Genomic DNA, 13,447 nt, shown 5'->3' with positions numbered 1-13,447 from the left:
CCGGGGGCATTTCTTTTATATAATAGTCTCGTAAAATTAGATAATGTCCAAAGCCTTTACAAAGAAAGTACAAACGAAAGGCAGGATCAACGTCAAATATTCAAAATGTGTTGCAATTGCAAAAAGAAACGCCGCAGTTGATGCCAGGAACAGGATCCAGTACAAAAATTTTGAAGAACCATTAGCCATATTGGTAAAATTTTGATGCAAAAGTAGTGCGAAAGTTTTGAAAAAGGAAATGGGTGTGTATTTTTTACTATCTTTCAAATCTCAAACCTCCCGGTTGTGGCTCGCTGATTTGTCCTGAAATTTCCCGGACCATTAATTTCTTAATGGTATTTTATTGAACGCTTGCTTTAATTTTACATTGAGCATGAACATGTTATCAGGCTTTACCCACTTTTAAAAAAAAGCGGTTGCATGTCATTAAAAACACTATTATGACTATCCATTTTTATATAAGATTTTATACCCGGCCCGGCGAATCCATTTCAGTAACCGGCAATACCGATGAGCTTGGAAATAACGATCTTGAAAAGGCGCACCCTTTAACCTGGCTTAGTCACGACCTGTGGACGGGCACAGTAACCATTAACAATCCCCAAACGGACGTCATTCATTACAGTTACATATATAAGGGCATCGACGGCTTCCAGGTGCAGGAATGGGACGATCATAAAACGATCGACATCTCAAAAAAGCCCATGCAGGAGATCAGGGTAATGGATACCTGGAACGCTGCCGGGGAATTTGAAAATGCCTTCTATACCGATCCCTTCCAGGAAATTCTGCTCAAAGAGCATGAAACCCGTACGAAGGCCAAAGCAGTAAAAAATGCCACCCACTATTTTAAAGTAAAAGCACCGCTGCTGGAAAAAAATGAAGTAGTGTGCCTGCTGGGCAGCAACAAAGTGCTGGCCGACTGGGACCAGGAAGACCCGGTATTGCTGCACCGCGAAAACAACTGGTGGACGGTTAAACTAAATCTTCCCAAAGAATCGTTCCCCATTCAATACAAATACGGGATCTACAATTTAAAAAGCAAAAGCTTTGTAAGGTTCGAAACGGGGGAGAACCGCTGGCTGCATGGCGATGCCCTGGTAAATACGCTCACCATATTGCACGATGGTTTTGTACGGCTGCCCAATGCAACCTGGAGAGGTGCAGGAGTGGTGCTTCCGGTATTCAGCTTACGCAGCAAGAACTCATTTGGCACCGGTGAATTCACCGATCTGAAATTACTGGTTGACTGGGCCGTAAAAACCGGTATGATGATGATCCAGATATTGCCGGTAAATGACACCACCGCCACCCATAGCTGGGTTGATTCCTATCCCTACGCCGCTATATCGGCCTTTGCCCTGCATCCGCTTTACTTAAACATTAGTAAAGTGGCCGGTAAAAAGTTTGCCGACCTCATAAAACCGCTCAGGAAAAAGCAGGTACAACTGAACGAGCTGTCCGAAGTAGATTACGAAGCTGTGATGCATGTAAAGCAGGCTGCCATAAAAGAGTTGTACATGGTGCAAAAAGAAGAGTGGTTAAAAGACCCCGATTTCGCCAAGTTCTTTTACCAGAACGAACACTGGCTGGTGCCTTATGCGGTTTTCTGCAGCCTGCGCGACCGCAATGGAACAGCCGATTTTAATCAATGGAAGACGAATACGATCTACAATAAAGAAGCCATTTTAAAGCTGGCCTCACCCAAAAGCAAACAGTACGACGAGGTGGCTATTCATTACTTTACCCAATACCATTTGCACACTCAGTTACAGGAGGCAGCTGCCTATGCGCATAAGAATGGTGTTATACTGAAAGGGGATATAGCAATTGGCGTGTACCGTTATGGCAGCGATGCCTGGGTTGAACCGGAATTATACCACATGGAAATGCAGGCCGGTGCTCCGCCAGATGACTTTGCAGTACGCGGACAGAACTGGGGTTTTCCTACGTATAACTGGGACCGTATGGCTACCGACGGATATGAATGGTGGCACCAGCGGTTTGTACAAATGAGCAATTACTTCGATGCTTTTCGCATCGATCATATACTTGGGTTCTTCCGTATCTGGAGTATCCCCGTACACGCTGTAGAGGGCATTATGGGCTTTTTTGTGCCTGCATTGCCTGTTCATGTAGAAGAGCTGGAACAACGTGGTATCTGGTTCAGTCCGGTAAGGTATTGCCAGCCATTCATCAACGATACAGTGTTATGGGAAATGTTTGGCCCTAATAAAGAAAAGTTCTCCCCTTACCTGGATACTGTCGGCAACCAGTACACGTTGAAGCCGGAATTTGCCACGCAGCGTCAGGTGGAAACACATTTTGATGGCCTCGAACGCAGTGAAGAAAACCAGCACTTGCGGCAGGGGTTGTACGATCTGATATCGAATGTGATTTTGTTTGAACAACCAGGATCGAACGGAAGAGAATTCCATTTCCGGATCAGTATGGAGAACACCACTTCTTTCAAACACCTGGAAGGTTATGTGCAGGATAAACTGAAGGAACTTTATATAAATTACTTTTACCAGCGGCAGGAACATTTTTGGATGCAGGAAGGGTTACGTAAATTGCCGGCGCTGAAGCGGTCGACCAACATGCTTGTTTGCGGGGAAGACCTGGGTATGGTACCCAAATGCGTTCCGGTTGTGATGAAACAGTTGGGCATTGTGAGCCTGGAAATACAACGGATGCCCAAAGATATTCATAGTGAATTCTTCCATCCGGCACAGGCGCCGTATTTATCGGTGGTAACCCCCTCAACGCACGATATGAGCACTATACGAGGCTGGTGGGAAGAAGACCGCACAAAAACGCAACGGTTCTTTAATACGGTGCTGGGGCAATGGGGCGAAGCGCCGGCGACCTGCGAAGCATGGATCAACAAGGCCATTGTGATACAGCACCTGCAATCGCCCGCTATGTGGGCCACATTTCAGTTGCAGGACCTGTTAGGCATGAATGAAACCCTGCGCCGCGAAAACCCGCAGGAAGAACGCATAAACGTACCAGCCATACCCAAATATTACTGGCGGTACAGAATGCATGTAACATTGGAAGATCTAATAAAAGAGAAAGAATTCAATGCAGAACTGGAAGAGTATGTAAAGGATTCTGGCAGATAAGAAATAAGTTGACAGGCTGAAAAGTTAACAAGTTGATCAAAGTATAAAATTATTGCCCATTCACCATTCACGATGAAAGTAGCGTACAAGACAATCAATTTACCCTTCAGGTACCCTTTTACCATTTCAAAAGGAACCAAAACCCATCAGCCCTCGTTGATCGTTCAGCTCGAAAACAGAGGTGCGGTTGGGTATGGCGAAGCACCGGCGATCACGTATTACAATATTCCCGTTGAAAAAATGGTAGCCGACCTGGAACAGAAGAAGCAATTTGTAGAAAAATTCGCGTTTACCGATCCCGAACGTTACTGGCACTACCTGCATCATTTATACCCGCAAAATAACTTCCTGGTGTGCGCACTGGATATAGCCGCCTGGGATATGTACGGAAAGATCCGCAACCAACCCCTGCATAAATTATGGGGACTGGACGCTCAACATGGGCCAGCCACCGATTATACCATTGGCATTGATACCATCGATAAAATGGTGGCGAAAATGCAGGAGAAACCCTGGCCCATTTACAAGATCAAACTGGGCACCGACCAGGATATTGAAATAGTGACTGCCTTACGCAAACATACCGATGCCATCCTGCGCGTTGATGCCAATGCAGCCTGGACGGTTACCGAGGCCCTGGAAAAACTACCAGCCCTGAAAGAGCTGGGCGTTGAATTTGTAGAGCAACCACTGGCCAGGGACGATTGGGAAGGCATGAAACGGTTACACAAGGAATCTCCCTTACCATTAATAGCCGATGAAAGCTGCGTGCTGGAATCGGACGTACAAAAATGCCATGGCCATTTTCATGGTATTAACATCAAGCTTACCAAGTGCAGCGGCATTACCCCCGCCCGCCGCATGATAAAACAGGCCCGCGAGCTGGATATGAAAGTAATGGTAGGCAGTATGAATGAAAGTACTGTTGGTTCTGCTGCCATTGCCCACCTGAATCCACTCCTCGATTATGTAGATATGGACGGGCCGTTGTTACTGGCCGAAGATATTGCTACCGGGTTACAGTTTGAGCATGGAAAGGTAACGGTGAGTGAAACCCCGGGGCTGGGAATAAAAATAACCGAACCATTTTTGTAATTTACCGGTGTAAGCATAAAAGGGAATGCGCATGAACTCACCTATAAAATTGTTACTATTTACAGGCACGATCTATCTGGCTACAATTGGCTGTAAGTCGGAAATTGATTCAAATCCCATTCCTATGGGATCAGCCGCGACCGGAGCCGCGCAGTCCGGTACTTTTTTTAATGGTATCGGGCAGGCTTCCTTCAAATATACCCGCAATGATCTTTTTAAATCCGGAAAGGTATCAGCACCCAGTCTTGCACTCGCAGCAGATTCACTGATCCATTTCAGGGATAAAAAATACCGGGTCACCTTAAAACATTACAGGGTAGGGAATGCGCTATTCTCTATGGGATCCCTCACTACCAATAACACTACGGTTTTGTTATTCACCAATGAAAATCACCTTCAGACGTTGGAATTCAAAGGAACAGGTTCCCTTGAATTCAGGGGTGTTAAAGAAGACAAATATTATTTTCGCCTTACCCAAAACGATGTCATTACCAGTTTCTCTTTAAGCCTGAATCAACCGGATGTTGCTATCACTGCGTATACTGTTGAAGGGGAGTAGTATTAATAAAACACGCCCTGCGCAAAAACAGGGCGTGTCGCCGGAAGCTATGCTCCCATGTGCGTGCCGACTTATTGTTTATTCCTTATAACAATAACCAGTTTAGTGCTGTTTTCACACCATATATTTTTGAAATAAAATAACTATCCAGAAGCTTTACCGAAAATACACCGATTGGAGGAGTGGCTATAGGTATATCACTTACCTGAAACCGAAGTTAAGGATTCCACCTTGAATATAACAAATAAATAATCCGAAACAATAAAAAAATCCCCCTGATCCCGGCTTAGCCGGCACCGGGAGGATCAATCTCTTTGGATGGTTTCCAAAAGGATCATTGAACGGGGTCTTTCATTAAATTGGATTTCGCTACAAATTCAGTCTGAAGGATGGGTACGAAATACGGATTTACGGGTTACTGTTTCAAAGAGTACCTGGATTCGGGTACGGTTCAGTTTTTCTACGGATTTTTAGATACACTACAAATCAGGGCTACCAGGGTTGCTGTAAAATCAGGCCTTAACAGGTCAGGATTTAATTGCGATTATTTCAGGTCTTTTAAGGTCTACGTGCTACTGTTATAACGATGTAAAAATACACCGCCGGCGCACCCCTTTCCAAGTTTTGGCCAACCAGCTTCTACTAATTGATTATTAACACCTGAAAACGATAAGCACATATACTTATCGGTATGGGTTAGTACAGCATAAATAAAGGGTGTCATTTATAGGTTACCGTAACTATTGTTAATCGCCACTCAGCAGGCTCATCAACTCTTGCGACTGCAATTCGGTTTCTGCCATATCAAGCATATGATGCAGTTGTTGCAGCTCGCGGGTGCTCAATAAAATGCGCACCCCTTCGCAGGGAATGGGAATGGCTACTATTTTCCTATTGAATGCGGCGGCATCAATGGGTGTTTCGTTGAACATCCGCTTTATAAATTGAAAGAAATCATAAAAATCAGGCCGGTTCCAGGTTAGTAATAAATTACCAAAAGCCACTTGTATAGAGTCGCAGCCGCGGCACAGGATCACATAACCGCAATCGTCATTATGAAACAAGGTCTGGTATGAACACATAAGGCATTAATGATTTAATTATGAGTGAATATGGCCCTGATAATGCGTTTGTGAAAGCAAAAGTAGTTCCGTCCATTCTGTAGGGGTTGCAAAAAAGGGAAATCCGCTTTCGCAACAGGGAAAAGGTTAGGGATGCGCAAGCTTGCAACTTCAATTAATTATTTGTTTCTTGTTGACGCATAGGATACATAAGGATCCATTCCAATATGAAACAACCAAATACCACTCAATAAATGAGCCGAACCCGTACCCTTACCCCACAACAAAAAGACGAACTAAGACAATCATTTACCCAAGGCGGTTTTTCAGCAGAAGCTGCAATTTTAAAACTGGTAGCTGAAGGTTATGAGCCTGAAGAAGCAAAAGCGTTGATCGTAGCTGAGTTCAAAGAGTACAAAACAGAAGTGTTTAACAGGGTAGTGAACCGAAATAACAGCGAAGAAGCCCGTAAGGGTCTTACCATTCTTATTATGATGATATCAGTAATAGGGCCATTATTCGACATTACATCGCCCCTCTGGTATATTGTTGCCATTGCGGCTTCAGGCATAACAGGGTATTTTGCATTTAAGACCAAACCTATAGCCGGTGTCTTGGGGAGCATTATAATGCCTATTGTATTTCCGTTTGCCTATAATTTTTATTTTTCAGGTAGAACAAGTTTTATCAGGATCGAAATGCTGATCCCTATATTTATTGCAGCAGTTCCGGCCTTTATTATCTATTATATTATTTCCAAAACAGTATACGCCAAAGTAGAAGATTAAACTATGTACAATTTCAATCAAGCAACAAAAAGACTGGAACCCACAACTACGAAATGTCAGTATTGCAGAAGAGAAAATTCAACCAGTATGGAAGACAATTATTTCATACCCTTGTTTAAAGAAAATGACAGAACGAATGTACTTGTTTATCGGTCGGTAAAGTACAGTAAAATACCGGTAGGCATTCCAAGATGCAGAAGCTGCAAGGAGATCCATGATGCAGCTCACCGCAAAGCAGCCTTCATTGCCTGGGGCACAGCTTTGGCCATCGTGGCAGTGAGTTTTCTTATAGGATCTGCAGGTGGCGTGGGAGGCATTTTTATAGGTCTTATGATCGGGCTATTTGCAGGCTTTATGACAGGAACTATAATGGTAGACAAGTTGCAGGTTAAAATAGTTAATAGATACGGAATTCTTTCAAAATTAACCGGCGCCCATCACAATGATGCGGTGCAGGACCTGGTTATAAATGGTTGGTCGTTTTCCCAGCCAACTGCTTAAGCCAGCCAGCAAACAACCAAACCAATTAACCCTATGTATATTTTCAACAAACAAAAAAAACGGCTGGAACCAACCATCACGAAATGTCAATATTGTGAAACGGGCCATTCCACCAGCATGGAAGACAACTATTTCATACCGATGTTCAAAGAGAATGACAGAACGAACGTGATCGTTTACCGATCCGTAAAATACAGCAAGATCCCGGTAGGTGTTCCAAGATGCAGGGATTGCAAAAACATACACGTGCTGGCTGCCGGCCGGGCAGCACAAATTTCCTGGGCGGTAGCAATAGCAATAATAATATCGATTTTCGCCATCTGGGGCATTTGGGGCATCTTCGGCATTTTTCCCGGATTGTTCCTTGGCGCTGGAGGTACGATATTGCTTACCAATAAAATGATAAAAGATAAAGGAATATATACAAAATTAGATGGCGCAAAACAAAACGAAGCAGTGCAGGATTTAATTATACACGGCTGGTCGTTCACCCAGCCAACGGCGTAATACCCAATTAAACCAACCAATATCAATACATGTTTAATTATAACGAAGAAGAGGTAAGACTGGAACCGACTGATACAAAATGTAATTTTTGTAAAACGGGAAACTCCACCAGTATGGACGACAACCATTATATCCCGATGTTTAAAACAAAAGACAGCACCTATTTGATTGTTTACAGTTACGTCAAGTACCAACAGGTCGGTGTAGGAATTTCACGATGCGCAAGTTGCAGGTCAATACATGACAATGCATCCTCCCGGGCATCATTAATTGCCTGGATTACTGCAGTAGCTTTTGTAATCCTCACGTTCGCCATTTGGGGTATCTGGGGTGTAGTGGGTATTATAGGCGGTATAATCATTGGATTTGTAGGTACCTTTTTGGTACAAACCTATATAATATCAAATAAAGACATTTTGACAAAAGAAGAGGGCAGCAAAGATAATGCAGGCGTTCTGGAACTGAAGTTACATGGCTGGTCGCTCAGGAATCCGGCTGCATAGGAACAATGCAGGAAGCAGGAGGTTAGGGAAGACCCAATTTCTTACTTCCTGCTTTTTAACTTCTATAAGTCATTTTTTTCCTTACTCAGGGCAATCAACTTATCGGGATTGCGTACAAAGTAAACCCGTCTTATTTTTCCATCCTGCCATTCAAAGATCTGGCAATTCGTGAGCTGTCCATCCACATAATAGAACAGGGCAGGGTCGTGGTTTACCTTTCCCTGTACAATATGTCGGACATCGTAGTATTTAGTATACATCGCATACATGTATGCGGCCGCGCTTTCAATACCCTCCAGCGGTTTAATAGCAGCCCTGACCTTGCCGCCACCATCGGCAACTACCAGCACATCATCGCTCAGCAGTTGTTCCAGCTTTTTAATATCCCGGCTGTGAATGACCTCCATGTACTTATCGAGGAAATCTGCCGGCACTTTTACCACTTCGCTTATAGGCTCGTTATGAAGGATTGCCCGGGCACGACTCAGTATTTTTCTTGAATTTTCAACGCTGATGTCCAGTACTTCGGCAATCTCCTCATGCTCGTAATTGAATGCTTCTTTTAATATAAAAACAGCCCGCTGTTTGGCGTCCAGCCTTTCAAGCAGAACCATCAGGGAGTAGGAGAGAATGTCTTTCCGGTTCAGGTCGCCATCGGCAGTTTCAGCAGCCACCGGTTCAGGCAACCAACTGCCGGGATACCCTGATTGCATCTTTTGTAAGCGGTTACGCGCATTGATGGCGCGGTTGATCACCGACCGGGTCAAATACGCCTTTTCATTCTGAATATCAGCACCTGTACGATTGATCATCTCCAATAAAACATCCTGTACAATGTCTTTCGCATCCTCGTAGGAGCCGAGGATGTTATATGCGTAGGAAGTGAGTAAAGGTCGCAGGGAATCCATATGCAAATGTAGGGAAGGGCTAAAACCTTAACGTGAAATCACCCGACTTTCTCTCTGTAATCCCACTAAAATCAGTTACTTTTGCGGGTATTTAAAGGAGACAATCGACTTAATGAAGAATATCCGCAATTTTTGCATTATCGCCCATATCGACCACGGTAAAAGTACCCTGGCAGACAGACTGTTACAAACCACCAACACGATCAGTGAACGGGAAATGATGGACCAGGTACTGGATGATATGGACCTGGAAAGGGAAAAAGGGATCACTATTAAGAGCCATGCCATTCAGATCAATTATAAACATACTGATGGTCAGGAGTATATCCTGAACCTGATTGATACGCCCGGTCACGTAGATTTCAGCTACGAAGTTAGCCGCGCACTGGCCGCCTGTGAAGGTGCCCTGCTGCTGGTTGACGCCACCCAGGGTATTCAGGCCCAAACGATCAGCAACCTGTACCTCGCTATCGATAACGACCTGGAGATCATCCCCGTAATCAATAAAATTGATATGGATGGCGCTATGATCGATGAGGTAAAAGACCAGATCATTGAACTGATCGGGTGCAAACCGGAAGACATCCTGCTGGCCAGCGGACGTACCGGTATTGGTATTGAAGGCATTTTGCAAGCCATTGTAGAACGCATACCTGCCCCCGAAGGCGATCCGGCAAAGCCTTTACAGGCGCTTATCTTCGATAGCGTGTTCAACTCTTTCCGTGGTATTATCGTGTACTTCCGGGTATTGAATGGCACCATCCGCAAAAGCGATATCGTAAAATTTGTGTCTACCGACGCTGATTATGAGGCCGCTGAAGTGGGTATCCTCAAATTGAAGATGACAGAAAAAAAGGAAGTTGGTGCAGGCGATGTAGGATACCTCATTACCGGTATCAAAAATGCAAAAGAAGTAAAAGTGGGTGATACCATTACCCTCAAAAATAATCCTACCCAGGAAATGATCAAAGGTTTCCAGGAAGTGAAACCAATGGTATTCGCCGGGATCTTTCCGGTAAATACAGATGATTTTGAGGAATTGCGTGACTGCATGGACAAACTGCAGTTGAACGACGCTTCCCTTACTTATGAACTGGAAACCTCACAGGCCCTCGGCTTCGGTTTCCGATGCGGTTTCCTGGGAATGTTGCACATGGAGATCATCCAGGAAAGGCTGGAACGTGAGTTTAACCAAACCGTGATCACCACCGTTCCTAACGTAAGCTTTATTGCTTACACTACAAACGGTGCAAAGGTTATTGTGAACAACCCGACAGAATTCCCTGATCCTGTAAAAACAGACAGGATAGAAGAACCATACATCAAAGCCCAGATCATTACCAAACCCGAGTACATCGGTAATATCATGACGCTTTGCCTGGGCAAACGGGGTATCCTGATGAACCAAAGCTACCTGACCACCACCCGCGTGGAGCTGCAGTTCGAAATGCCCCTGACAGAGATCGTTTTTGACTTCTACGATAAATTGAAGAGCCAGACCCGTGGATATGCTTCATTCGATTACCATCCTATCGGCTACCGCGAAAGCGATATCGTGAAGATGGATATCCTGTTGAATGGCGACAAAGTGGATGCCCTGAGTGCATTGATCCACCGTGGCCGCTCCCAGGATTTCGGTCGTAAGCTTTGTGAAAAACTGAAAGAATTATTGCCCCGTCAGCAATTCCAGATAGCCATACAGGCCGCCGTTGGTGCCAAAGTACTGGCCCGCGAAACCATCAGCGCCATGCGTAAAGACGTTACCGCCAAATGTTATGGTGGTGACATCAGCCGTAAACGTAAACTGTTGGAGAAACAGAAAGAAGGTAAGAAGCGTATGCGCCAGATCGGTAGCGTAGAGGTACCACAGGAAGCCTTCCTGGCTGTATTGAAGCTCGATGATTGATCGGCAACCTTAACAGATAAACGAATTTCAGCCCCGATTTTACTATCGGGGCTTTTTTATTATATGAAATAATCGTAATATCGGGGGGGGGGGAGGAATCGTAACCTATGAGACTGCTATAGGTAACACAGGGGGATTCCAATAATTTAAAATTATTGGAACTATGTTAACTTAGACTATCAGGATTAATGGGGAATACTGGGAAGTGGAATCGCCAAAGTGGCCTTATAAATTTCTTAATATAGATACTAGAATTAGAAAAGGACAGGAACAAGCTGATTCATTAATTATCTTTTTTTCCAAAGAAGTTAATATCAAATTTGTAGAAGTAAATATTCAAGCTCGATTTAAAGAGCATAGGAAATTTAAAAAAGCAGAAATTTGGGTAGACTATAAGCGAATTGGTACCTATATAAAATAAAAAACCCGGTAGTCGTCACCACCGGTATGGTCCACGCCGCAGCCTGAGCCAATACGAATATACATCTTTTTCCCTGTATTCAAATTGTTTTTTTAACTACTGCCGGGTAATCAATAAACCGTCGAAGAGTATCGTTAGGCACCTTTATAAAATAAAAAGACCGGTAGCGATGACTACCGGGACGGTCCAATCCGCAGACTGATCCAACATAAATATACATTCTTTTTCCTATATTCAAAATATTTTTCCCATGTTTGGCCAGTCTGTATTTTTCAATGTTTATTGTTTCTAACTTACATTATGCGTACACCTCTTCAAAAAGGCGAACAGATCTTACTGGTTACCCATACCAGTTGGGTTAAACTCATTCTTCCGGTAATTATAGCATTAGCCGGTTGGGTAGGTGCTTTTCTTATTGGCTTTTTAGACAATTGGGGCTGGATAACCGCCGTCATAGGCTCCCTTTATTACTTAATAGTATACTTTTCCTGGAAAGTGAATATCTGGGTGGTCACCAACTTCCGGGTTATTGATGAAGCCGGTTTGCTGAACCATTTTGCCAAGGAAAGCCCGCTCGAAAAGATAAATAACGTCTCGTACGACCAATCGGTCTGGGGCCGTATCCTGAATTTTGGGCACGTTGAAATACAAACAGCTGCAGAGATCGGCGCTACTGATTATTACAATGTACATGGCCCTAAACGCCTGAAAGATACCATCACACTGGCACAGGCCGAATACAAGAACATTCAACTGGCCAACCAGGCCCAGCATATGGCTACAGCCATGGGAATTCAGGCCGGAGAGGTTAAATACTCGTCTGGTTCAACCAGTGGGGGCATAGCTTCTGAACTGGAGAAACTGCACCAGTTAAAACAACAGGGCATTATCTCCGAAGAAGAGTATATAAAAGCTAAGAATAAATTGCTCAGTTAATGGTTATCCTTTCTTTTTAGGCGCTGTGGCTTTTTTAGGTGCCGTTGCTGGCGAAGCATTTCCCCCGGCGCCCTTTTCCATATTCCTGCGGGATGCTTCTTCCAATCGCTGTTCATTGGCATTACCGGCGTCATCTAAAATGGCTGACTGGGTTGGGAAATCACCATCTTTCAGTTTAAATTCAAAGTCGAGGCGGGGTACGTGTACCCATTGGCCATTTTGCCATTTGAAAGCTTCAAAATCACCATCGGGGATATAAGTAGATTTTCTTTCCGGCTCATTGCTTTCCGAGATCAGGTGATCAAATACGATCATGTCTTTATCCGGATCATAATTAAAGAAGGTCTTTGCTTCTTTTTTGTATTCAATATTGAAGCGGTTCTGAACGGGTTTCTTAACCGAATCTTCTTTAAACGAGATCATGGAGCCACCAAAAACCGGTTCCCCACGTTCGTTGAAATGCATCACCTCCATCCATTTGCGGTTGCTGTTTACACTAAAATCATCAAAGCCCAGCAAGGTGTAATATTTCACGCCGTTGTATTCTTTGGCAATGATCTTGTAGTAGATGGCACCTATCCAGTTATTACGGGTACGTACACTATCCAGTGGTTTGGCGGTAAACATGGAATAATCGAACAGCGGAAATAATTTCAGTGAACCATCCGGCAAATTCATTTGAATGGCGCCTTTCTGCAAATACACATACTCATCCTTTTTCAGCTGCCAGGTAAAGATGCGAAAGCTACTATCAGGAGAATATAGCTTTGAGATATTCAATGAATCGAAGGGGAAATAGAACGAGTTCTTTATTTTCAACGCCCTTACAAAGGTGCGGGTAAACACGCTGTCTGACCGAAAACGATCAGCGGCCTGCTCACTGAACACCATATTCGCAGACAACTTTTGTAGCGTATCTTCTTTTTTCAGCAACTCTTTGGTATCGGCAGCAGCTATTTTCTGTTGGGCAAATGCCGGCACAATGCCCATCAGGCCCATTAACAGCAAAATGCTAACAAAATATTTAGTATAACGGTAATTCATATATTTAATTCAACGTGAACCGGGGTGGTCTTTGCAAAATTACAACCATACCCACCGGGTTTCCCCAACAGGAACGTGAAAGGGTTGGTA

12 protein-coding genes are annotated in these 13,447 nt (G+C 44.1%); 9 read left to right on the top strand and 3 right to left on the bottom strand.

Annotation, left to right across the window (positions count from 1 at the left end):
* Window positions 1–440: 440 nt before the first annotated feature.
* From BMX95_RS17295 to BMX95_RS17285, 3 genes are all read left to right on the top strand, one after another.
* A complete protein-coding gene (locus tag BMX95_RS17295) occupies window positions 441–3,128 on the top strand; it encodes a 4-alpha-glucanotransferase (protein WP_081202782.1) in 2,688 nt (895 codons plus the stop codon).
* A 72-nt stretch (window positions 3,129–3,200) separates the two neighbouring features.
* A complete protein-coding gene (locus BMX95_RS17290; protein ID WP_081202783.1) occupies window positions 3,201–4,223 on the top strand; it encodes a mandelate racemase/muconate lactonizing enzyme family protein in 1,023 nt (340 codons plus the stop codon).
* 31 nt (window positions 4,224–4,254) lie between these two features.
* The gene (locus tag BMX95_RS17285; RefSeq protein ID WP_090519492.1) at window positions 4,255–4,782 is read left to right on the top strand and encodes a hypothetical protein; all 528 of its coding nucleotides are present in this window, start codon (window positions 4,255–4,257) and stop codon (window positions 4,780–4,782) included.
* Between the two features lie 746 nt (window positions 4,783–5,528).
* On the opposite strand, the gene BMX95_RS17275 is transcribed toward BMX95_RS17285, so the two are convergent.
* Window positions 5,529–5,864, bottom strand: a complete 336-nt coding sequence (locus BMX95_RS17275; protein ID WP_081202785.1) for a DUF6686 family protein — start codon at window positions 5,862–5,864, stop codon at window positions 5,529–5,531.
* A 233-nt stretch (window positions 5,865–6,097) separates the two neighbouring features.
* Between BMX95_RS17275 and BMX95_RS17270 the strand changes: the two genes are divergently transcribed.
* The 4 genes from BMX95_RS17270 to BMX95_RS17255 all read left to right on the top strand — a co-directional run bounded on the left by BMX95_RS17270 (window position 6,098) and on the right by BMX95_RS17255 (window position 8,142).
* Window positions 6,098–6,631: a hypothetical protein gene (locus BMX95_RS17270; RefSeq protein WP_081202786.1), complete on the top strand. Its 534-nt coding sequence runs from the start codon at window positions 6,098–6,100 to the stop codon at window positions 6,629–6,631.
* Window positions 6,632–6,718: 87 nt separating this feature from the next.
* Window positions 6,719–7,132: a hypothetical protein gene (locus BMX95_RS17265; protein ID WP_133053992.1), complete on the top strand. Its 414-nt coding sequence runs from the start codon at window positions 6,719–6,721 to the stop codon at window positions 7,130–7,132.
* Between the two features lie 33 nt (window positions 7,133–7,165).
* A complete protein-coding gene (locus BMX95_RS17260; protein ID WP_081202788.1) occupies window positions 7,166–7,639 on the top strand; it encodes a hypothetical protein in 474 nt (157 codons plus the stop codon).
* Between the two features lie 29 nt (window positions 7,640–7,668).
* Window positions 7,669–8,142, top strand: coding sequence for a hypothetical protein (locus BMX95_RS17255; protein WP_081202789.1), 474 nt, complete (start codon window positions 7,669–7,671; stop codon window positions 8,140–8,142).
* Window positions 8,143–8,204: 62 nt separating this feature from the next.
* On the opposite strand, the gene BMX95_RS17250 is transcribed toward BMX95_RS17255, so the two are convergent.
* A complete protein-coding gene (locus BMX95_RS17250; RefSeq protein ID WP_081202790.1) occupies window positions 8,205–9,050 on the bottom strand; it encodes a sigma-70 family RNA polymerase sigma factor in 846 nt (281 codons plus the stop codon).
* 112 nt (window positions 9,051–9,162) lie between these two features.
* On the opposite strand from BMX95_RS17250, the gene lepA reads away from it, so the two are divergent.
* Together lepA and BMX95_RS17235 are read left to right on the top strand one after the other, a co-directional pair.
* A complete protein-coding gene (gene lepA, locus BMX95_RS17245) occupies window positions 9,163–10,956 on the top strand; it encodes a translation elongation factor 4 (protein ID WP_081202791.1) in 1,794 nt (597 codons plus the stop codon).
* A gap of 721 nt (window positions 10,957–11,677) precedes the next feature.
* Window positions 11,678–12,313, top strand: coding sequence for a PH domain-containing protein (locus tag BMX95_RS17235; protein ID WP_081202793.1), 636 nt, complete (start codon window positions 11,678–11,680; stop codon window positions 12,311–12,313).
* A gap of 3 nt (window positions 12,314–12,316) precedes the next feature.
* Here BMX95_RS17235 and BMX95_RS17230 read toward each other — a convergent pair whose 3' ends face one another.
* Complete coding sequence (locus tag BMX95_RS17230) at window positions 12,317–13,357, bottom strand: hypothetical protein (protein WP_081202794.1); 1,041 nt, start codon at window positions 13,355–13,357, stop codon at window positions 12,317–12,319.
* Window positions 13,358–13,447 lie beyond the last annotated feature (90 nt).

This window comes from Niastella yeongjuensis (assembly GCF_900110245.1).
Classification (GTDB): domain Bacteria; phylum Bacteroidota; class Bacteroidia; order Chitinophagales; family Chitinophagaceae; genus Niastella; species Niastella yeongjuensis.
The sequence above is the reverse complement of the archived record's forward strand: the minus strand, read 5'-3'. Positions and strand labels throughout refer to the sequence as shown.